Consider the following 22,138-nt stretch of genomic DNA (forward strand, 5'->3'; position numbering starts at 1 on the left):
CTGAAACAGATGGTTGTCCATTCTTACGGGTGGATGTCTCAGCCCTCGCCAAACACCAATCCCGACAACCGGGACTGAAACAAGGTAATCAGGTTTCAGTGCTTGAGGTCACCACATCTCGCCAAACACCAATCCCGACAACCGGGACTGAAACGATCAAGCGGGCATTCGTCAGTGACATCGATCCGAAGCTCGCCAAACACCAATCCCGACAACCGGGACTGAAACGATGTTGAGCCCTCCAAAGACCTAACCCAGATCCTCGCTCGCCAAACACCAATCCCGACAACCGGGACTGAAACTGGAAATTTCGCCATTGAGTGTAGCCCAATGGCTCCTCGCCAAACACCAATCCCGACAACCGGGACTGAAACATAATTATCCCCTCCAAAAAGCAAATATCGTTTTAGCTCGCCAAACACCAATCCCGACAACCGGGACTGAAACGCACATTCAACCCAAATGTATCTCCAGAGTTTCAGGCCAACTCGCCAAACACCAATCCCGACAACCGGGACTGAAACATGTCTACCTCGTACCCATCGAATCGAATTGTTTTTGCTCGCCAAACACCAATCCCGACAACCGGGACTGAAACGCAAGCCTGCATCGACTTTGTTAGTGCTTCTGTTTCTCGCCAAACACCAATCCCGACAACCGGGACTGAAACTCATATTGTGCAAGAATTTCTAATGTTTCCCTCTTCGACTCGCCAAACACCAATCCCGACAACCGGGACTGAAACAACTAAGGATTCACGATGGGAATGGAAAGCCCTCTCTCGCCAAACACCAATCCCGACAACCGGGACTGAAACCTATTTGATTCTCCATAATTACTCGTCCGTTATTTCCTCGCCAAACACCAATCCCGACAACCGGGACTGAAACGTGTCAACCCTAAAAAATGAAATATGAGTGAATTAATCTCGCCAAACACCAATCCCGACAACCGGGACTGAAACGACACTAAACAGGATTCCTGCAAATAAATACCCTACTCGCCAAACACCAATCCCGACAACCGGGACTGAAACACACGTCCTAATCACAAAACACTGAAACCGAATAACTCGCCAAACACCAATCCCGACAACCGGGACTGAAACGCTTCAACCCGTGAGTCATTTGCGTCCCACACTGCTCTCGCCAAACACCAATCCCGACAACCGGGACTGAAACGTGACTCCTTGAACAAGAAAGAAGCCATAGACCTTCTCGCCAAACACCAATCCCGACAACCGGGACTGAAACATACGTTGCGCTGACTGGACGGCAGTTTTCTCAGCTCGCCAAACACCAATCCCGACAACCGGGACTGAAACCAGCCGATGGAGATAGAATTCATACCTTGGGTGACGGCTTGCTCGCCAAACACTAATCCCGACAACCGGGACTGAAACATCAATAACAATTGCCGTTTGCGTCTGCATAAGACTCGCCAAACACTAATCCCGACAACCGGGACTGAAACCGAAACGCCCACGACAGTGCCAAAATGTCGCTCGCCTCGCCAAACACTAATCCCGACAACCGGGACTGAAACATCAGAAAACTGCGTAGTGTAGTCGAAGTCATAAAGCTCGCCAAACACTAATCCCGACAACCGGGACTGAAACTCGTCGCTTTCGCTATATTGAGGACGACCGTGCTGCTGGCTCGCCAAACACTAATCCCGACAACCGGGACTGAAACTCTTCTCTTGTTTATGCTCTCTATGCTCTTTGATGCTCGCCAAACACTAATCCCGACAACCAGGACTGAAACAGATATCTATATTTAATTCATCTTCATCTGTCCAATCCTCGCCAAACACTAATCCCGACAACCGGGACTGAAACGAGAAGAGATGATATCTTTGAACACGCTCTTAAAAGCTCGCCAAACACTAATCCCGACAACCGGGACTGAAACTTAAAGGGGGGATTATTGCAGAATTAGCAATACAAACTCGCCAAACACTAATCCCGACAACCGGGACTGAAACTTGATGTTGATTTAGATTTCTGTCAAGGCTTCTTAGACTCGCCAAACACTAATCCCGACAACCGGGACTGAAACAAGCAGAAACCCTTCTAAAATTTGAATCGCTTTAGCCTCGCCAAACACTAATCCCGACAACCGGGACTGAAACTGCGAACAGGGGTTACGACAAGAAGCCCTAAATAGCTCGCCAAACACTAATCCCGACAACCGGGACTGAAACAATCAATGCCCGCTTCTTTTAGCTGAGTATTTCGATACTCGCCAAACACTAATCCCGACAACCGGGACTGAAACTTCAAAAAGTAAAACAAAGGGCTCAGAAAGTTGGGCTCGCCAAACACTAATCCCGACAACCGGGACTGAAACATCAATACGTTATCGTCAATTTTAACCATATTAAACCTCGCCAAACACTAATCCCGACAACCGGGACTGAAACACGAGGAAGGGCACACATTAAAAAATCCCTTCATCGGCTCGTCAAACACTAATCCCGACAACCGGGACTGAAACCTGCGCTCTCTCTGGGATAGGGATCATTTTGAGCGACTCGCCAAACACTAATCCCGACAACCGGGACTGAAACCAGGGTTTACTTATGTCAGTCGTGTTGACTTGGCGCTCGCCAAACACTAATCCCGACAACCGGGACTGAAACTTTTCGTTAACAGCCGCCTCTGGAAAAGTACTTCCTCGCCAAACACTAATCCCGACAACCGGGACTGAAACGACAATGTTACTACACATTGCTGAGTGAAGTTTACAACTCGCCAAACACTAATCCCGACAACCGGGACTGAAACTGCTGCTTATTCAGAGATTAAGTCAGGGTTTTTCCCCTCGCCAAACACCAATCCCGACAACCGGGACTGAAACATTTTTCTTTAGGAGGGGTTAATTGCCTTCGTGTGCTCGCCAAACACCAATCCCGACAACCAGGACTGAAACACCCCACCATTGAAGCGTGGGAGATCGATCAAGAACTCGCCAAACACCAATCCCGACAACCGGGACTGAAACTACTCAACAGAGCCAGTTCCGGTATAGTCGATCTTCCTCGCCAAACACCAATCCCGACAACCGGGACTGAAACACTAACTAATGGTCTATTCGTACGTTGGGCAGACAACTTTTGTACGTTTTCCCATTAACGTATCAAGATTTTTTTACGGCTGATGAGTTAGTCAGAAATAACAGATATCAGGAAGTTTATGAACATATAGATAAAGCCCGTTGGAAGTTTGTTATAGGATTAATATCTGAATGCCTTTCCTATGGATATATATGGGGCTTTTTGTGTGGCTTTAAGTTTAAAATTGTTTCGACTATGTCAGATGAACCAGTTTTACTAAAATTTTTAGAGAAAACGGCCTTAACCGATGCTGCCCGTGATGGCTTTATAGATATTGCCCGCCCCCTCATTTTTGGATGGATATTAAGTTTTATCCAAAATTGATGTATTTCATGCTGTAGACGTCGAAGTATAAATGAATACCATGGGCTTACCATCGTTATGAGTCAGGCAAAAACAACTCCTTCAGTAGAAATTTTTCTCCACCTTTCCCTTCTGTTGAGTTGGGTTGTTCCTATACCCTTTATCGATATCTTGGTGCCAATTATTATTTGGCAAGCCACTAAAAAACAGTCCCCTCAAATTGAGCCCCATGCGCGTAATGCCATTAATTGGCTGATTTCATCGACAGTTTATAGCGTTGTTTTACTGGTTACGTTAGTCGGGACAATTTTACTGCCGGTGTTATGGGGGTTGCGCTTTGTATTTCCGATTATTGCAGCTATTCAAGCTAGTAAGGGAAAGACGTGGAAATACCCTCTTGCTATTGATTTTCTAGGAAGTAAACCTGAAAAACAACTCCAAAGGGCAGCTATTGGTTTTTTGTCATTGGTGGTTATACCTGTAGCAGCCTTACTGGGTTCTATTGTTTGGCAAAATAATCGTGTCAGTTGGCTGGATAGCCTATCACCTACTACGGGGACTGTCTCACAGGTCAATGAGAAGACAGATGAGTATGGTGATACTCTTTACCGGCCTGTGGTTGAATTTGAGGGACCTAATGGCGATTTGTATGATGTTTCTCCACTGGGGTGGACAGGTTCCCCCACTTACAAGAAAGGAGAGTCTGTCGGAGTGCTGTATACGCCCACTGAACCACAGAGGGCCATTATTGACAGCTGGTCTGAAAAATGGTCTATGGTCACAGTAGCCTTGGTACTGAGTGCTATTGTGTTTGGGTTTTCGCTGATTCCCAGTATATTTTGTTTGATTGTGCAGCGTTTTTCCCCGTGAGGACTGTCTGCTCAAGCAACGATAGGACTCTACATTTAACCCACCAAGGAGCTGTTAAGAAACAAGTTCATGATTTGAATGCAGTAACGTTTATCCTGACCTCACCGTAACTCCCACCAAACCTGAATCTTTGCAATGAGCGACATCCTACTTTCGGGGGGTGTGTGGGAGTCGAGGCCCCCACGAACAGGAGGGTTTCAGGGAGGAAAGCCCTGAGCAATCCCTATCGCGATTACCCTATGCTCAACCGATGTATCTTGGGAGGTTGGTAACTCGCAAAACCCGCTGCGTGGGGTCCCGCCGAGTTCCCCACACCCCCATGGCTAGGGCGGACCGCCGCCCTAGAACCCTCGGAAAAATATCAATGATATCCCTAGCAGCCTATTTGGGCAGTTGGCAAAGTGGTTTAGAATTTTGCGCGCTGCGACAAAATTCTAAAAGGAGAGGTTATCCCATTTCCTGTTAGGCAAAATAGCCATGGTCAACCCATGAGCTTAATTTTTAACAAGCCCCAAGTTAAATCGCTGTAGTTTGGCATCTAGCATTTTAGGTAGGGTCTTTTGTAATGCGGATTTGCTGGTAAATTCCAGCTTATGCTGAGCGGCAATATCAAACGGAAACTGACCTGGTAAGTCTCCCCGCTCCATTTGAGCCACAATCAATTGCTCAGGTCGCTTATTGCATAGGGCATACCCCAGCTCTACGCAAACTGCTGGATTGGGCACTAGTAAGGGCAAATCGCTATCGACTTCAAAAATTGGTGTGGCATCGGCAATAAACAGCAGGCTTCGGCGAATGTGGCGCATCAGGTTGCTGTTTAGTCGTACAGGGCCATTGCTGAGCCGGTGGGATTCGACTAGCTTGATGGGTAGCCGAGAGCGACGGTTAAACTTTTCGACGTAGGGTTCAAGGGCTGCCTGTAGCAAATCGCTGGATTCTGGATATTCCTCCTGGTAGCAGAGGAAAATAGTGGGATCAAGGTTGGCGAGGGAGTCGGCCTTGGCAAAGTAGATTTCGTGGCTGATCAGGTCGATATTTGCGATCGCATAGGTCCCGCTGCCTTCAATGTAAAACTCCACCGCATCCCCTTCCAGGTAACGCTGGAACCACTCTGCGTCGCGCACATCGGCAATATCATCCAAAAAATCAGCCCGCAGCGCTGACTTCAGCAGACTATTCTTTGCCAGCCGCAGATCGTGGGGTCGCCTTTCTAAATCCCGAATTGGCTCATAATCCTGGAGATACCAAGCCTTAAGCGCAATTATCGCCATACTGCCTCAAACAGATTGATTTGCTGTGGTCTAGGGTATCCCAACTCTAAACCATCAAAACATTGCTATGGCCATCAGAATTTGAAAAACCATGTATTAAATCATTTTAGATCATTCGTACTATTTTTTCTGGCAGTCTGTCAAATCTTTGCCAAATACATAACCCATGTTTTACTCGGCCTCTGATGACTGCGCTATCGCCTGCTGCGTCAGCATCTCTAGACACTCCATCGAACTGTTCAGACAAGGAAGTGCCAGCGCTGGCGCGGACCATGGGAGTAATTTCAACTCTTGATTCATTTTTGCCCTGCGCTGAGTAAGTTGCTAATACAGACTAAGCACTTTGTACGGTGAAACTTATGACAAATTGCTAGTATTTCACGTCTAGTGTTAAAAGCGTAGCGCTTGTCCGTAAGGTGGAGTAGACATAACGGTTCAGGGAAAAAACCGCTATCGTTATAGACAAACTGAACCCTCGTGCGATTCGATTCAGATAGCATGGGGGTTGTTTTTTGGCCATCGATGTTCGGCTTCGCCATGGTAGGGGCACACCCTTCGGATGTTGGCTGATGTTCCATAGAATAGGCCATCAGTCATCAGGCTCTAGATCACGAGCAATTTGCCAAACGCGACAGTTGCGACAATGGGGATCATCTGAAAATGACAAACGAAGCTGAGCAGCGACAGCATTTGCATGGTCCAGGTTTGACAGCAGTCCAAATTGATTAACATCTGAGGGGATAAAACCAGCGTCTTGATCTGAAAATTGCCCGCAGTTGGTCAAAACGCTATTACCCTCCGCATCATCGACAATGTCAAAACCACAGAATTCAAATTTGGGGGGTATTGCGTGGATGTGGGTTGGCTGCTCAAGGATAGCTAGTAGCTGATCTTGCCCTATACGCCAGCGAATGCGTTGGCGGAGGTAAGCGAGATTGGTGAACCAGGTAATGCGACAATCTGCTTGGACATTGTAAGACCAGTCTTCATCCATAAGATCATCGATCAGATCAGGGCAGAGAATATAGTCAAGGGTGACAACTTCAGTGATGTGGGTGAAGCCAGAAAACTTAATGTAGCTATGCCAGTCTTGAGTTTGGGATGGGATAAAGCGTTGGCGGGCGGTGAACATCCATTGAGTCATCTCTCTTTCACGTAACGACGCAATCTACTTCGATTTCCACCAACCAATCTTCTTTAATAAACCGTGATACTTCTACAAAAGTACAAGCAGGACAAATCTCAGAAAAGAATTCTCCATGGGCCTTAGCGGCTTCCTCCCATCTGGAAATATCTGTGAGCATCACCCTTGTCCGAATAACATCACTTAATTTGCCACCAGCATCTTGAATTGCTTTATGGATAATACTTAAACAGCAATATGTTTGACCATATACATCCCCAAGACAAGCTGTGGAACCGTCATCCCCAATGGGTGCCGTTCCTGCGATTGAGATGAGGTTAGCAATCCGTACTGCCCTTGAAAACCCTATTGGTTTTTCCATTGGAGAACCAGAGGAAACGTTTTTTCTTGCCATAGAAATCAATTTAGAGTGTGTAGCGTTGCTCAGCACTACCCAAATAGAATTTAGGCCCTGAGAAACATGGAGAGCCTTTAAACATCTAAAATGTCATCGTCCATCGACGACACGCATAATAACAGACAACCTGTTAGCGATTTCGGCTGATGGCTAGTCTTACCAGGGGCAGAAACTTGTTCACCTGGATGGTATACCTGACCATCTACTACAAAGTCTCCATCCAGTACCAGTACGGTCTCTCCACTGGCATGATAATGATTCGGAAACAGACCAGCGCCAATCTTTCTTGCAAAAAAGGCTGCTTCACGGGAGGTTTCTTCTGTTTGCCAGGGGGCCACTTCCACACCTGACTTACCAGGTAACAGAGACCAGCTTAACTCAGCTGCCTTTTGTTTTAGCTGATTAATGGGCACATCCAACAGCTGCAGCAATTCTGAGCTCGCTCCCACAGACTGAGTAGCGATCCGTTGCCATAGGCGCTCCTTTAGAGCCGCTGCCATTGGCATCGGCTTGGCCACATAGGCCAATGTAGCCGCTGTCTCTTCAAACTCACGAACTGCCTGCTCTAACTCTGTACTGTCTAACAAATCCTGCTCAAACTGGGCACGCTCGTCTGCCTCTAGCGCATCAAGGGCATAGAGGGCGGCTGCATCGGCATTTGAGTAGGACTCAGGAGGGTTCATGGCTTCATGTTAGCTCGGTTAATTAAGAACTAGTGTGGTGACACGAATGCTAACAGCGCTCTGCTGTCGCTTCAAAGCTTAAGACTACGTACAATGAAAAACGAACTGGGCAGGGTTGAGAGCTTGCATATAGGCTGACGGGCGCATAGCCGTTCGCCCCTACGGAATTGGGTTGATCATCTTAAAAAATCTTTATTCTTAAGATTCCAAAATGTCATCGTCCATGGAAGACACACAGAATAATAGGCAACCGTTCAACGTTTTTGGCTGATGGCTTGTATTACCAGGAGACGATACACATTCCCCTGACCGATATACCTGGTGGTCAACAACAAAATCTCCGTCCAACACCAGCACCGTTTCGCCACTAGCATGGGCATGGTTAGGAAATAACCCGCCTGTGGCTTTGCGTACAAAAAAGGCAACCTCGCGATCGCAATCATCAACTCGCCACATGGCAATTTCTGCCCCCGAGTTACCAGGCATCAACGCCCAGTCTAACTCAGCCGCCTGGTGCTTCAGCTCAGCAATCGGCAAATCTAGCAGCTCCACTAAATCTGAACTCGGCCCGATAGACTGCTGAGCGATCCGTTGAAATAAGCGATCTTTTAAATCTGCTGCCATCGGCACAGGTGAGGCACCATAGGCCAAATTAGCCGCCACCTCTTCACACCCACGCACCTCCTGCTCCAGCTCTACGCTATCCAATAGCGCCTGCTCAAACTGCCTACGCTCATCTGCCTCTAGCGCATCAAGGGCATAGAGGGCAGCTGCATCGGCATTTTGATAGCGCTCAGGAGATGTCATGTTCTTATACTAACTCGGCTACTAACTCGGCATTTGAAACCTATAGGATTAGAGGATAGCTATATAGGTATACGCTAGCCATCCCGGCTTGGATCTCATATTTTTTAACCTGTTCCCAAAGCCTGTTTTAGTTTGCGCAATCCCAACCGAATCCGCGTTTTGACCGTGCCTAAGGCCAGACCAGTTTGTTTGGCAATTTCCGACTGACTATAGCCCTGGTAATAGGCCAACTCAATCACTAGGCGCTGTTCGTCTGGCAGCTCACCCAAGGCCTGCATCACAACTGTCCGCCGCTCAGCAATCATCAGAGCTTCATCAGGCCTATCAGAAGCACTCGTCTCGACCGTCTTCGTAGCCGCTTCGACAACCTTAGTCTGCCGTTGCCGCTGCCGTAATCGATCCAACGACCGACTGCGGGTCATTAAAAATAACCAAGAATCCACACGGCTGCGACTGGAATCATATCGGGCAGCCGTTCGCCAAGCCTTGGCAAAGACATCCAGGACAACTTCCTCCGCTTCTTCCACAGAGCCAAGTATTTTGAAGGCCAATGAATACATGACTCGGGCGTAGCGATCATAAAGCTGACTGAGCGCCGCCTGGTCTCCTTGCACCATGCGACTAATCAGTTCGGTTTCATCCTTAGATTGCAGTTTTGCCATTTATTTCAACTTTTTTTTGAAACCGAGAGATCCAATCCGCCAAGCCTGGCGTATACCTTTTCAGATTGCACAAAATCATTGCTTACAAATAGGGCAGAAAACCTCTGCTCCGACAATATTGACGTTTTTTATATGTTGTCATGGCCCATGCTCCCTAGCAACCGGGTCTGCTTTGAAATGCGTGCAATTTGCCCACGTCCAGAATTGTAAGTTTTCAGTAGAGAAAACACCAGCTTTGGCCGTGGTTTAACGAAAACCCCATTCTATTCATTTCCCAAGAGGAGAAATTGAACCATGCTGAAGTCTTTACACAACACTCTAGGCCAACTGTCTAAGCGCCAAACCTGGCTAAAACTCAGCGGAGTGTTCCTAGCCACCACCCTCACCTTAGGGGGAGCTGCAACATTAATTAACGCGTCGGACCACGATGATGGAGAAGTAGATGTTAAAGGTCGTAACCTCAACATTACTGACGTTTATGCATTTAGAGAGAAAGATCAAAATCCCAATGCGTCTGAAGATGACCTCATCCTCATGATGAATACCAATCCTCGCTCCCTAGCGCGACAACAATATTATTTCAGCACCAATGCTCGCTATGAATTTCATATTGACTCTGTCGCCAATAAAGATGCCAAGGTTGCTGGTCAGCCGGATCTAACGCTGCGCTTCGAGTTTGGCCCTCCCAATGAAAACCAAGAACAGGAGGTTACGGTCACGACCATCAGAGACGGTAAAACCAGAGTTCGGAAAGCTGTCACAACATCTTTGTTCGATTCCTCACCCAATATTAACAATGTTAAATTAGGTGGCGAGCGTCTGACTGTCTTTGCCGGATTACGAGAAGATCCCTTCTTCTTTGATGTAGAGCAGTTCTTCCGTGTCCGTGCTGGAGCGGCTGGCATTGGTCCTGCTGTTGGTTTCCGCAGTGCCAATGAAGCGGTTGACTTTGCTGCTGGATACAATGTCAATACTATCGCTGTGCGTATCCCGAAAAAGGTCTTAAGAGGCTCCACAAGTGCCGATGTTTTTGATGTCTGGACGACGATTTCCACCCCTGATGCCAGTGGCAACTATGTCCAAGTTGAACGCCTGGCCCGCCCTGGTATTAACGAAGGGTTAGTGATTACCAACGATTTCCTAAATGCTCTAAATAGTGTTGGCCCTGACTTCGAAGCCGCCGCATTAGCAGGGGAACAACCCGCCGCCGATATTGCTGGCCCCATTGTGGGTGAAGCTAAGAAAACCTTGCTGGCCCTAGGCAATAGTGAAGAACGTGCTAATGCGTTATTGGGAGCCTTCTTACCCGACGTTATGCGCATCGACACCAGCGGTCCCAGTGGCTATGCCAATGATCTAAATGCCGCAGGCAGCCCTGTGCGCGGGCGCATGTTAGAGGATGATGTCATTGATATCACGCTGAGTGTTCTATCTAATGGAGCAATCACGACCGACAATGTTTCCTATGAAGGCACTCCTGGAAATCCGGCCCAGGGACATCAGCCATTAGAGCATACGTTTCCTTACTTGGCATTGCCTAATTAGCCTGCACCCAACGTCCCTCTTGCTAGCAAAGATAGCAAGCAGGACATCAAAGAGGATTAATCATGTCCTAATTCAGAAGGGCGCATGGCCATGCGCCCCTACGCAACAACATAAACCCATGTTATTACCTCTCAATCTTCGTTTCACCCAGCGTCGTCGACAGCTGCTGTGGGGCATTGGCATCCTCCTGATTGCCACTACCGTCCATCAACTCAAACCTCTCCTCAACACCAGCCCCTACGATTACTCTTTCTCGCCTCCAGACCAAACCGACATCACTGGCCAACTCGAACAGGAGATTGCCTTCTATAAAAATCGCATCCGCCAAACTCCAGAAGACGGTCTTAGTCAAGCGGCCCTCGCTAGCACTTACTTAAAACTGGCCCGTGCCACTGGTGATGCCAACTGGTATCTTCTTGCTGACCAAGCGGCTCAACAATCTCTACAAAAGCTGACGTTTAACAACGAAGGGGCTCAAATTGTTCAAGCCAAAGTCGCTGAAGCTCAGCACGACTTCGACCGCGCTATTCTTATAGCGAACCAGGTGCTTGCCACCCAAGCCTATTCTGAACCAGCTCAGTCTATCTTGATCACAGCATACTTAGGCAAGGGCAATCTCACTAAAGCCAGGACCATCGCAGACAATCTGGTGCAGCAAATACCCACCCTAGGCTCCCTCACGCTGCGGGGCCTGGTGCATAGTGCCCAAGGCGAGGATGCATTGGCGATTAAAGACTTTGAAGCCGCCCTCAACGCGGAAGAACCGCAGGAATCAGGGAGTTCTGCCTGGACTCGTACTTTGATGGGGCGTTTTTACGCTAGCCGAGGAGATTATCAAACTGCTCAACAACTCTACCAAGACGCCCTAGACATTTTGCCTCGATACCCTTTAGCCCTAGTCCATATGGCTAAGCTCAAAACTCGCCAAGGGCATTACCGAGCTGCGACAAAGCTCTACTCTCAGGTGTTTACTTCCCAAGACTATCCCCATGTGTGGGACCATGTTGCACTTCAAGGCATGGCTCAAGTTGCGAGCCTCCAGGGTAATCGAGCAAAAGCTCAACAGTTGTGGCAACAAGCCGAAGAACAGTTTAGACAACATGAAGACTTAGAGACCTTTGGGCATCGTCGTGCCTTAGCACAGCTGTTATTGGACCGAGGTGATGTGGCCGATCTATCGGAAGCTTTGGCACTGATGGACGCTGATGTAAAAATACGTCAGGATGCAGACACCTTAGATACTTACGCCCGAGTGCTCATGCAGTTGGGGCGTTGGCAGGATGCTCAACGAGCGTTGCAAAGAACCCTTGAGCAGGGCACGCGCAATGCGGTGATTTCTTATCGGGCTGGGTTGGTTGAGCAACAGTTGGGCAATGGGTCTAAGGCGAATCAATATTTTGAGACTGCCCAGATGGTAGATCCCAGCTTTGGTGAACGGGATCAGCAGATTTGGGGGCTGGTTGCTGATTAGTGTTTGCGGTTAACCCACCCCGCTTTTCAGGCACCCCGCCCAAGAGGGGACTGCATTAGCCCTCCCCATAGTTTTTTATGCCTTTTTTATGCCTTTTTTATGCCTTAAATTATTAGGAGGTTCAAATGAAACGGTTTGTTCGCTTTTTACGGGTCGGTATTGTGGGTTTGTTGGCTAGTGTATGGCTGGGGAATGTTGCGATCGCACCCGCCCAAGCCCACTGGGACGACCTCACCGTAGCCGACATCATTGTCACCGACACCAACGCCCAAATCACGTTGACAATGCCTACAGCATTGCTCAGTTTTGCTGATGACGACGGCAATCAAACGCTGTCATCATCAGAAATTGAACAGCATCGTACCCAGCTAGAACAACAATTAGGCAATGGCATTACTTTAAAAAATCAAACAGATGAATCAGGACAATTCACCCTCGCCTCAACAACAGCTCAGCAGCCTGAAGACAAAATCACCTATAGCACCTTTTTATTAAGCTATGAATGGCCAACAACCCTTCAAAAACTCACCATTCAATATAATTTATTTCCCCCTGAACATGAACAGGCTCTAGCCACCATTACTCAAGGTAACCGTACCCGCAATATCGTATTCACCCCTGAAAACAACACAGTAGAACTAGCAGACACAATCCCCTGGCAACAACAGTTTCTGAGTTTTCTCCAGCTGGGCGTTAAACACATTTTTACCGGCTACGACCACATCCTATTTTTAATTGCTCTACTTTTACCAGGAGGTCGCCTATCTCAACTCCTAACAATCGTTACCGCCTTCACCATTGCCCATTCTCTTACCCTTACCTTAGCCGCTTTCGATATTGTCACTTTGCCCACAGCCTTTGTCGAGAGTGCGATCGCTCTATCCATCGTTTACATAGCGATAGAAAATCTGTGGCATAAACCTATGAACCATCGACCCTGGTTTACCTTCGGCTTTGGGCTGATCCATGGCCTCGGCTTCGCCAATATTCTGAGAGACCTCACCCAAAGTCAGGGCAACCTGATCTTATCCCTAGCCAGCTTTAACCTAGGCGTAGAGATAGGTCAGATTGCCATTGTTGTCCTGGCATTCTACGGATTGCGATTTTTACAACAACGTCGAGGAGCCATCTTCCTAAACTACGCTGCTTCAGTACTGATGATTCTCATGGGCAGCATCTGGTTTGCAGAGAGAGTCTTAGCTGCTTGGGTTTAAGCAATAAAGCACTGATGCACTCCTAGTGGTCTGTCAAGAATCAGATTTTGGGTAAGACTGTTAAAGTGTAACGAGTCTAAAGTGGTGAAGAGCCACTCCTTACCCTTCACCCTTTACTCGTTAACCAACCCGAATTTTTAGCGCAAAATAATTCAAAACACCAGAGCCTCTACCTCAATTTCAATCAGCATATCAGGATCAATCAGCGCACTAACCTCCACCATCGCCGTCGTAGGGGGATAAGCCCCCATAAACTCTTGATGGGCCTGACCATATTCTTGCCAGCGGCTAATATCTGTTACATACATGCGGGTCCGCACAATATTCGATAAATCCGCACCCATAGCCCGGAGCGTCTTTTGAATTATCTGAAAACACCGTTTTGCCTGGGCATAACCATCTCCTGGAGCAACGGTATTCCCCTGATCATCCACCGGAGCAGTCCCCGACATAAAAATTTGGTTGCCCGCTCGAATCGCTCGACAGTACCCTACCCTTGGCTCCCAAGGAGTGCCAGTAAAATGACGAACAATAGATGGGTCATCCATGACTATCTTTATATGTATTACTGATTTGCCGCTGCAATGACATCCAAATAAGCCTTGACCGCATTCTCCAGACCCATCATTAACGCATCCGCTGTGAGAGCATGGCCAATGGACACCTCTAAGATATTGGGAATCTGCAAAAACTGAGGCAAGTTTTCGAGGTTTAAATCATGACCTGCATTCACCCCTAGGCTACATTCCTGGGCCACTTTTGCCGCCACCGCATAGCTGGTATGCAGTGTTTCTAACTCCTCCTCAGTTCCTTCGCGGGATGCCGTAGCATAGGGTTCGGTGTAGAGTTCAATACGAGTCTCTGTCGGCCCCTGCATCGAACCTAATGTGGGGATCAGCCGAATTTGCTCTGGGTCAGGATCCATAAACAAGCTAACCCGCGCCCCTAGCCCTTGAATTTCCTTAATAATCGGGATCAAAGTCTCACCGTGCTTGGCAATATCCCAGCCATGGTCGGAGGTAAACTGATTAGGATCGTCAGGAACTAACGTCACCTGATGGGGTTTTACATCCCGCACAATGTCCATGAACCTAGCTTCTAAAGGATTCCCTTCAATATTAAATTCGATCGTCGGATGTGCCTTGAGCATCTCCGCCAAGTCATAAACATCGTGACGCCGGATATGACGCTCATCTGGGCGAGGATGCACCGTGAGGCCATAGGCTCCAGCTTGAATGCAGGTTTCCCCCGCCTTAACAACACTTGGTATACCCATGGTGCGGGAATTCCGGACAAGGGCAATCTTGTTGAGATTAACACTGAGGGCAGTCATAAATCTTGCTCTGATGCTAGCTACCAGGCCTATGGTGTGGGCTATAGATTGTACAACATACAGACTGACTGATTGTGAATTGCCTAGGGTTGATCCATCGTTATAAAGCTGCCACAACCACCTTTTTCCCGTCAGAAAACCGATAGGGACCATCAAACTCGCCAACATACATGGTATGGGAAACTAACGTCTCCTTTGTCCATACATGGAGCTGATAGGCGGGTGGTTCCATCACAAATTGGCTAGAGCCGTCAGGGTCAAAATCGATAGCACTTTGATGGACTAAGCTAGGCTGGCTGCTGGCCACCGTCCCGGCCCATGGGCAGTAGATAGTGCGGTGTAAATGGCCACAGCTAATGCGTTTTACTTGAGGGTGTTGGCGAATTAATTCTGCCAGCGCCCCACGGCCTTGAAACCGTTTGCGATCCATCCAGGGAATGCCAGTGGCAAATGGAGGATGGTGCATAAACATGAGGGTTGGTGTTTCAGGTGCTGCTGACAGTTGTTGCCCTAGCCATGCCAAACGCTCGGCATCGACACAGCCCCCACCTTTTCCTGGGATAATGCTGTCGAGCATGATCAGGCGCATGGGATAGTTATCGACAGCATAACTAAGGTGAGAACTCGCCTTTGGCAGATAGGTGTGGGTATTAAATACCTGTCGTAGATGATCGCGATGATCGTGATTGCCTGGCATTAAATACACGGGACACTGCAATGGTGCGAGCATGGCTTTTAGCAGCTCATATTCTTCCACAGTGCCGTCTTGAATCAGATCGCCTGATGCCACCACCACATCTGGTTGAGGATGAAGCCTGCTCAATCGGGCAATGGCCTCGGCAACTAAGGAATTAGTGTCTACGATGCCATAGGCGAGTTTGCCCGGCCTCTGTACATGGAGGTCGCTGATTTGGGCGATGAGGATCATACGACGGGTCCCCGACACGCAGTGGTTAGAATAGGTTGAAAATGATCTAAGTCAGGGGTTTTTAGGTTTTTAATCTTAGCTAAATCATCCCAACGACGCAGTTTGACAGCATTTTCTGCATTCGGCTGGTCAATAAAAGCTTGTGCCATCGACTGTGAGAAAATACCTCCCTGAAGCTTCAAACTTAGCTTAGAGGCAGGCGAGAGTGCTTCCCAATAGTTCTCATCTATCGCACAAAGATAGCGTTTGGCGGCTACGTGCAAACGAATGGGTGTGGTAACAGTTTCTGGAAATAGGGGTTCTAATACGGGAATTGCACGATATTCATGGCAATCATCAACGCCCCGCACTGCTGGGTTGTTGCCAAGATGATGGACCAGATGTCCCAGGTCATGGAGTAAGCAAGCGGCGATCAGCTCTGGTGATTCACCATTCTCTTCGGCGAGGGTGGCGCATTGGAGGGCATGTTCTAACTGACTGACGGCTTCACCACCATATTGGGCTTGGCCACGTTGGCGATAAAGATCGAGAATTGGGTCTAGAGTTGTTATGTGCATTGCAAGAAAAGGGATAACCCATTGTCGGGACATTCCATGGAACATCCCGACAATGGGTGAACGCGGTTGTTTAACAGGATAAAATCGTCATAGTTTTGTTATAATCTAACAATCTTGTTGATAGGTATAAAGACCTTCAATCAAGTGTCTCAATGACTTAACCAGGAAAAGGAGAGAGAAAAAATCAGGTTTCAGTGAGGAAACTCTCCCATCCCCTTGCCTCTAAGCAATGCGATATCCCTGACGGACAGCGGATGTTAGTCGGGGAATCACACCATCATGGTGCAAGGTAATCATGTCAGCCCGTTTGCCGACCTCTAGACTGCCGCGATCGCAATCCAACCCAATCGCCTTAGCTGGATTTACGGTAAACAGACGCATTGCTTGATGCAGCGGCACTTGAGCCTTCTCCACAATCAGGAACATCGCTTGAACTAAACTTTGGGGCACATAGTCTGACGAGATAATATCGGCTAAGTCTCGCTCGATTAAATCCATGGCGGACACATTGCCTGAATGGGAGCCGCCCAAGATTAAATTAGGGGCTCCCATCAGCACCTGTAGACCATGGGTGTGAGCTGCTTTCGCCGCATCCAATGTGGTGGGAAATTCGGCAATGGCAGCCCCGTCTTCAATGGCTTCTTGGACATGCTCCGGGGTGGCATCATCGTGACTGGCCAGACAAATGTCGCGTTGCTGGGCCAGTTCCACCAGTCTGCGACGGTTATCGACGGCATGGCACTGTTGGGCTTCGATGCGATCGCGAATAAAGCCATCCATTTCCTCAGCCGTTACCCCATGTTTGCCCTGGTAATACTCTTTGTACTTATCAAGTTTTACAAACTGTCGCTGTCCGGGGGTGTGGTCCATTAGGGACATCAGTGACAGCAGCGGGTGATCGGCATAGGTTTCCACCAGATCGTATACCTGGTTATATCCCAGCTCACAGCGTAGGTGTAGTCGATGGTCCACCGAGAAGCGCCCGTCGCTTTGTCCCTGATGAATCGTATTGATCATGGGGCCAAACTGGGTCATGCGCAGAGAGCCAGGGGTAAGATCGCCAATAGATATGGCGTCACACACGGTTGTAATACCGGCCCCCGCTAAATCTCGATCATGGTGTACGGCAGCCACATCCAGAGGCCAGCTCACCTTGGGGCGAGGTGACATGCAGCGCTCCAGGTTATCCGTGTGGAGTTCGATCAGCCCTGGCAGTAGATAGTCGCCGTTGCCATTCTGCCCTTGATCCACAGTACCTGGCTGAATGTCTGCAATTAGACCGTCCTTGACGACAAGGGTGCCCAGTAGCTCCTGGCCTGGAAGCTGCAAGCGATAATTGGTGTAGATGGTTTCAATCATGGGGCGTATGGTCTGGATTTATTTGGGTAAACGGGCTTCTCTACCAATTAGATACCACTAGAAAATGTCTAGACATCTCTAACTGATATCTAACCAAGGTTAAGTTAACGTTATCTTTAGGGTTAGGAGACAAAAAATGGCTCAGATCATTGAACTTCCAGAGTCCTGTTATTTTTCTGACTATTTCAAGCTGAATTATTATCTGGAAGATATCGTGACCCACTTTGGGTATAGCTTAGAGCTGACGTCGCTGGTTTTGCCTCAGTCAGAAAAACCAGTAGACACTATCGATCGACTTAGGCAGCGTTTGGAGGAGAGTTTGCCGTTCGTCACATTAGATAGTGAATCGGCGCGCCGAGAATTTTTGATTGCGCCTCTGGTTTTAGAGTTAGTGCATTTAATCCATGTCAAGGTTAAGGTTAGCTATTCTCTTAAGGCGACGGATCAGTTGAAGGGCCTTTTAGATTATTATCTTCAGTCTGGCCATAGTTTGCTGATTATCGAGGCCACAGATGAAAATCTGGAACGCGGATTTAAACAGCTGGCGGCTGAACTCATTGCATTGGATAAAGTCACGGACTCATCGTCGGGGAATCTCCTTTATGGTGCAGTTTCGATTGGGCGTATCTGGCAGTTTGCTGTGCTTGATCGACAGCAAAGAAAAATTTCTCAAGATTTAGAGCTATATCGAGTACCCGCTGATGTAGACCCTCTAATGAGTATCTTGGTGGCTATTTTGACTGACCAAGCAAGCGAGGGTTAGCCAAAGAGGAGGGTGCGATCGCAAACCCTTTCCCTGACTTCGTCATCATGGAAAATTCCTACCATGGCACAGCCCTGGGCTTTACGTTCTTCGATTAACCGCATCACGACGTCTCGATTGGCCGCATCTAGCGCTGATGTGGGTTCATCTAAAAGCAAAATAGGGTAGTCCATGGAGAACGCACGAGCGATATTGACCCGCTGTTTTTCACCCCCAGAAAAGGTGGTAGGTGACAGTTCCCATAGTCGCTCTGGCAAGTTTAGCCGAGAAAATAAGTCTCGTACCTTATCTTTAGCCTTATCTGTATCTAAACCTAGTTCCATCAAGGGTTCTGCAGCAACTTCTAACGCTGGTACCCGAGGAATCACCCGCAGAAACTGGCTGACATAGCCGAGGGTATATTGGCGGACTTCAATTAATTTATGGGCTTCGAGTTGGGGCAGATCAACCCACTCCCCCTGGTGTTTGACCCAGATAGAGCCGCTATCCACACGGTAGTTGGCGTATAGAGAGCGCATAAAGGTGGATTTCCCTGAACCTGAGGCTCCCTGGAGGGCAACACATTCACCGGGGTTAACGGTGAGGGAAACCCCTTCGAGCACGGGAAGATTGACACTGCCCTGGTGATGAAGCACAAAGCTTTTATGGAGCCGGTCTGCTTGCAGCAGGGCTGTTGTATTGGTTGGGGCGGTTGCTGGAGATGGGAGTTGTAAGGTGTTCATGGGGGGACAATTGTGTTGTAGTGAGTCTTCATTAAGGCACTAACGTGGCATTCACAAGCTGTTGCGTATAAGGATGGTGGGGATCATCCAACACCTGGTCGGTGAGTCCGGCTTCGACAACCTGACCGTGCTGCATCACCATCAGTCGATGGGCCAGCAGTCGCACGACGCCGATATCGTGGGTGACCAGGATGACGCTGAGGTTAAGGGTGCGTACCAGCGATCGCATCAGGTCTAACAGTCTGGCCTGGACAGAGACATCGAGACCGCCTGTGGGTTCATCCATCAGCACAATGCGGGGGCGTGTCACCAGAATGCGGGCCAACTGCAGACGCTGTTGCATGCCGCCGGAAAAAGTACGGGGAAAGTTATCAAGACGGGCAGCCGGAATTTCAACTTCACTTAACCATTGGAGGGCTTCGGTACGAATATTGCCATAGTGCCGCTGGCCAACATCGAGCAGTCGTTCGCCAATATTGGCCCCAGCGGTCACGTTCATGCGCAACCCGTCACGGGGATTCTGGCGGACAAAGCCCCACTCGGTTTTCATCAACCGACGACGACGGGGTTCAGGTAGCGTACGCAGGTCGATAAAGTTGTTGTCTCGGTCACAATAGGACATCTCTCCTGTTTCAAAGGGGATACGACCGGCAATGCTATCCAGCAGGGTACTTTTGCCGGAGCCAGACTCGCCGATGATGCCCAGAACCTGACCTGGGTAAAGGTTGAAGGAGATGCGATCGCAGGCACACAGATCGCCATAATACTTACTTAAATTATTAACCGTCAGTAGCGGCTGCATCATGTCTTTCTCCTATTGCCCTAGTTTTTGTGCACTACCCGATTGCGATCGCTGACGCTGCTCGCAATAGTCCGTATCTGAACAAATCCACATGCGTCCCCCCTGGTCATCAATGACCACCTCATCCAGATAGCTGTCGGTGGCCCCACAAAACTCACAGGGCTGCTCCCAGTTCTCCACCGAAAACGGATGATCTTCAAAATCCAGGCTTTTCACTTGGGTGTAGGGCGGTATGGCGTAAATTCGTTTCTCTCGTCCTGCCCCAAATAGTTGCAACGCCGGGTTCATATCCATTTTCGGATTATCAAACCGGGGAATTGGACTGGGGTTCATCAGATGCCGCCCATTTACCATGACCGGATAGTCATAGGCCAAAGAAATCCGCCCAAACTTGGTAATGTCCTCATAGAGTTTGACGTACATGGGGCCATATTCTTCTAACGCATGCATTTTGTTGGCTTCAGTCCGAGACGGCTCAATAAAGTACAGCGGCTCAGGCATGGGCACCTGATACACAAACACCTGCCCTTCTTTGAGAGGTGTTTCAGGAATCCGGTGACGGGTCTGAATCAGGGTCGCTTCCTCTGTGCGTTCGGTCGTCGCCACACCACACACCTTCTTAAAAAAACGTCGGATATTCACGGCATTAGTGGTGTCGTCAGCCCCTTGGTCAATCACCTTCAAGGTATCTTCTTTACCAATCACCGAGGCCGTCACCTGAATGCCACCAGTGCCCCAGCCATAGGACATTGGCATTTCCCGCGAGCTAAAGGGAATCTGATGTCCAGGAATCGCAACGGCCTTAAGAATGGCCCGACGGATAGATTGTTTAGTTTGTTCATCCAGATAAGCAAAGTTAAACCCTGGTTCAGGGTTAGAAGGAGCAGGGGAGACAGGGAGAGCAGGAGAGGGCAGGGAAGTCATGGTTTAGCAAAGAGAAAAGGGATATGTGCCGTAGGGGCTGGTCTTGTACCTGCCCTGGAAAGAAAGATGGTAGGGTTTAGCCCTTTAATCATGCTGTTGTTGCCTCCTGGGAAACAAGTGGATGACTCTCAGCCTGAGTCGACGGTGGGTTTGTTACCGCCTGGGTCCGTTCATAATCACGGCGTAGCTTACGAATCAGATTTAGTTCCGCCTGAAAATCGATGTAATGGGGCAGCTTAAGGTGCTGCACAAAGCCCTGAGCTTCAATATTGTCAGAATGAAAGAGAACAAACTCTTCATCCTGGGCTGGACCATCTAGAGATTCTCCTAAATCCTGAGCCTGAAGCGCTCGATCCACAAGGGCCATGGCCATGGTCTTGCGTTCGTTGTAGCCAAACGTAAGGCCGTACCCTTGGGTAAACTGTGGCGGAATTTCTTTACTGCCCTTAAACTGATTCACCATTTGCACTTCGGTGACTGTTATATCGGCAATGGCAATTTCAAATCCTAGTTCCTCAGGACATATGATCATTTCCACCTCACCCATGCGAATCTCACCAGCAAAGGGATGATTTTTGCCATACCCCCGCTGGGTGGAATAGGCCATAGACAACAAAAAGCCTTCATCACCACGGGCTAAGTTCTGTAAACGAGCATCGCGATGGGTGGGTGTGGTGAGTGATTGTCGCGTAATGTCAAACGGTGCAGTGTCTTGCTGTTGATCATACCCATGCCCCACCGTTCCATTGCCAGGAGGTATCACCAATCCCTCCTGCTCCAACGTATGAGCCACCCGAGGCGTCGTTTCATTGACATCAACCTGTTCACTGGTGGGTGCAGAAAATGCATTATCCTCAGCCGCCAGCTTAAAGTCCAACAGTCGATGAATGTAGTCAAATGTGGGGCCTAGCTTCTGCCCACCCGGGGCCTCCTTAAAGATGGCCGAAATGCGCCGCTGAATTGCCATGGCACTCGTATCCAGCGGTTCACTATAATACAGTCGAGGCAAGGTTGTTCGATATGCCCGCAGCAAAAAAGCCGCTTCGACCAAATCTCCCCAAGCTTGTTTTATGGCCAATGCTGCCAGGTCCGGATCATACAAACTGCCTTCGGCCATTACTCGGTTTACCGCCAGCTGCATCTGTTGCTTGATCTGCTCCACGGAAAGCTCCGGCACAGTCTCATCGCCTCGCCGCTTTGCCTTGAGTAAGGCTTCGGCATTGCGAATGGCTTGTTCTCCACCTTTGACCGCAACATAGGGCATGG

Annotated in this window: 21 protein-coding genes and 1 CRISPR repeat array; of the genes, 6 read left to right on the forward strand and 15 right to left on the reverse strand. The window is 48.8% G+C overall.

The genetic code is table 11. The features are described 5' to 3' along the window. Window positions 1–44 precede the first annotated feature (44 nt). Window positions 45–3,078: a CRISPR direct-repeat array (repeat unit 37 nt; unit sequence CTCGCCAAACACCAATCCCGACAACCGGGACTGAAAC). A 24-nt stretch (window positions 3,079–3,102) separates the two neighbouring features. Next, window positions 3,103–3,441, forward strand: a complete 339-nt coding sequence (locus tag DXZ20_RS10345; RefSeq protein ID WP_163698001.1) for a hypothetical protein — start codon at window positions 3,103–3,105, stop codon at window positions 3,439–3,441. A 57-nt stretch (window positions 3,442–3,498) separates the two neighbouring features. Next, window positions 3,499–4,290, forward strand: coding sequence for a magnetosome magnetite crystal formation protein family (locus DXZ20_RS10350; RefSeq protein ID WP_163698003.1), 792 nt, complete (start codon window positions 3,499–3,501; stop codon window positions 4,288–4,290). 494 nt (window positions 4,291–4,784) lie between these two features. Here DXZ20_RS10350 and DXZ20_RS10355 read toward each other — a convergent pair whose 3' ends face one another. The 6 genes from DXZ20_RS10355 to DXZ20_RS10380 form a co-directional block, all read right to left on the reverse strand. Continuing rightward, a complete protein-coding gene (locus tag DXZ20_RS10355; protein WP_163698005.1) occupies window positions 4,785–5,561 on the reverse strand; it encodes a hypothetical protein in 777 nt (258 codons plus the stop codon). A 589-nt stretch (window positions 5,562–6,150) separates the two neighbouring features. Next, window positions 6,151–6,705 (reverse strand): hypothetical protein, encoded by a 555-nt coding sequence (locus tag DXZ20_RS10360; RefSeq protein WP_163670092.1) that lies wholly within the window; start codon window positions 6,703–6,705, stop codon window positions 6,151–6,153. 7 nt (window positions 6,706–6,712) lie between these two features. Then, window positions 6,713–7,099: a RidA family protein gene (locus tag DXZ20_RS10365; RefSeq protein WP_163698007.1), complete on the reverse strand. Its 387-nt coding sequence runs from the start codon at window positions 7,097–7,099 to the stop codon at window positions 6,713–6,715. A 77-nt stretch (window positions 7,100–7,176) separates the two neighbouring features. Further along, window positions 7,177–7,785, reverse strand: coding sequence for a cupin domain-containing protein (locus DXZ20_RS10370; RefSeq protein ID WP_163698009.1), 609 nt, complete (start codon window positions 7,783–7,785; stop codon window positions 7,177–7,179). 198 nt (window positions 7,786–7,983) lie between these two features. After that, the gene (locus DXZ20_RS10375; protein ID WP_163698011.1) at window positions 7,984–8,592 is read right to left on the reverse strand and encodes a cupin domain-containing protein; all 609 of its coding nucleotides are present in this window, start codon (window positions 8,590–8,592) and stop codon (window positions 7,984–7,986) included. Between the two features lie 104 nt (window positions 8,593–8,696). After that, entirely contained in the window at window positions 8,697–9,254 is a 558-nt protein-coding gene (locus tag DXZ20_RS10380; protein WP_163670084.1) for a sigma-70 family RNA polymerase sigma factor, read from the reverse strand. A 294-nt stretch (window positions 9,255–9,548) separates the two neighbouring features. Here DXZ20_RS10380 and DXZ20_RS10385 point away from each other — a divergent pair, with 294 nt between their 5' ends. The 3 genes from DXZ20_RS10385 to DXZ20_RS10395 all read left to right on the forward strand — a co-directional run bounded on the left by DXZ20_RS10385 (window position 9,549) and on the right by DXZ20_RS10395 (window position 13,484). Further along, a complete protein-coding gene (locus DXZ20_RS10385; protein ID WP_163698013.1) occupies window positions 9,549–10,799 on the forward strand; it encodes a DUF4331 domain-containing protein in 1,251 nt (416 codons plus the stop codon). 118 nt (window positions 10,800–10,917) lie between these two features. After that, on the forward strand, window positions 10,918–12,270 hold the full coding sequence (locus tag DXZ20_RS10390) for a tetratricopeptide repeat protein (protein WP_163698015.1): 1,353 nt from the start codon (window positions 10,918–10,920) through the stop codon (window positions 12,268–12,270). 125 nt (window positions 12,271–12,395) lie between these two features. Next, window positions 12,396–13,484 (forward strand): HupE/UreJ family protein, encoded by a 1,089-nt coding sequence (locus DXZ20_RS10395; RefSeq protein ID WP_163698017.1) that lies wholly within the window; start codon window positions 12,396–12,398, stop codon window positions 13,482–13,484. 152 nt (window positions 13,485–13,636) lie between these two features. Here DXZ20_RS10395 and DXZ20_RS10400 read toward each other — a convergent pair whose 3' ends face one another. The 5 genes from DXZ20_RS10400 to phnM form a co-directional block, all read right to left on the reverse strand. Continuing rightward, window positions 13,637–14,032, reverse strand: coding sequence for a RidA family protein (locus DXZ20_RS10400; RefSeq protein ID WP_163698018.1), 396 nt, complete (start codon window positions 14,030–14,032; stop codon window positions 13,637–13,639). 17 nt (window positions 14,033–14,049) lie between these two features. Further along, the gene (locus DXZ20_RS10405; RefSeq protein ID WP_163698020.1) at window positions 14,050–14,817 is read right to left on the reverse strand and encodes a pyridoxine 5'-phosphate synthase; all 768 of its coding nucleotides are present in this window, start codon (window positions 14,815–14,817) and stop codon (window positions 14,050–14,052) included. Between the two features lie 100 nt (window positions 14,818–14,917). Continuing rightward, window positions 14,918–15,745: a phosphodiesterase gene (locus tag DXZ20_RS10410; RefSeq protein ID WP_163698022.1), complete on the reverse strand. Its 828-nt coding sequence runs from the start codon at window positions 15,743–15,745 to the stop codon at window positions 14,918–14,920. Further along, the gene (locus tag DXZ20_RS10415) at window positions 15,742–16,302 is read right to left on the reverse strand and encodes a phosphonate degradation HD-domain oxygenase (protein ID WP_163698024.1); all 561 of its coding nucleotides are present in this window, start codon (window positions 16,300–16,302) and stop codon (window positions 15,742–15,744) included. Before DXZ20_RS10415 ends, DXZ20_RS10410 begins: the two co-directional genes overlap by 4 nt. Before the next feature lie 222 nt (window positions 16,303–16,524). Then, the gene (phnM, locus tag DXZ20_RS10420) at window positions 16,525–17,661 is read right to left on the reverse strand and encodes a phosphonate metabolism protein PhnM (RefSeq protein WP_163698026.1); all 1,137 of its coding nucleotides are present in this window, start codon (window positions 17,659–17,661) and stop codon (window positions 16,525–16,527) included. A 136-nt stretch (window positions 17,662–17,797) separates the two neighbouring features. On the opposite strand from phnM, the gene DXZ20_RS10425 reads away from it, so the two are divergent. Then, window positions 17,798–18,424: a hypothetical protein gene (locus tag DXZ20_RS10425; protein WP_163698028.1), complete on the forward strand. Its 627-nt coding sequence runs from the start codon at window positions 17,798–17,800 to the stop codon at window positions 18,422–18,424. On the opposite strand, the gene phnL is transcribed toward DXZ20_RS10425, so the two are convergent. The 4 genes from phnL to DXZ20_RS10445 all read right to left on the reverse strand — a co-directional run bounded on the left by phnL (window position 18,421) and on the right by DXZ20_RS10445 (window position 22,136). Next, window positions 18,421–19,146, reverse strand: a complete 726-nt coding sequence (phnL, locus tag DXZ20_RS10430) for a phosphonate C-P lyase system protein PhnL (protein ID WP_163698030.1) — start codon at window positions 19,144–19,146, stop codon at window positions 18,421–18,423. The two genes, DXZ20_RS10425 and phnL, sit on opposite strands and share 4 nt — an antisense overlap. Before the next feature lie 31 nt (window positions 19,147–19,177). Further along, the gene (phnK, locus tag DXZ20_RS10435) at window positions 19,178–19,948 is read right to left on the reverse strand and encodes a phosphonate C-P lyase system protein PhnK (RefSeq protein WP_163703460.1); all 771 of its coding nucleotides are present in this window, start codon (window positions 19,946–19,948) and stop codon (window positions 19,178–19,180) included. A 12-nt stretch (window positions 19,949–19,960) separates the two neighbouring features. Further along, window positions 19,961–20,872, reverse strand: a complete 912-nt coding sequence (locus DXZ20_RS10440; RefSeq protein WP_163698032.1) for an alpha-D-ribose 1-methylphosphonate 5-phosphate C-P-lyase PhnJ — start codon at window positions 20,870–20,872, stop codon at window positions 19,961–19,963. A gap of 88 nt (window positions 20,873–20,960) precedes the next feature. Continuing rightward, a complete protein-coding gene (locus DXZ20_RS10445; protein WP_163698033.1) occupies window positions 20,961–22,136 on the reverse strand; it encodes a carbon-phosphorus lyase complex subunit in 1,176 nt (391 codons plus the stop codon). Between the last annotated feature and the right edge of the window lie 2 nt (window positions 22,137–22,138).

It is taken from the genome of Adonisia turfae CCMR0081 (assembly GCF_011009555.1).
Classification (GTDB): domain Bacteria; phylum Cyanobacteriota; class Cyanobacteriia; order Phormidesmidales; family Phormidesmidaceae; genus Leptothoe; species Leptothoe turfae.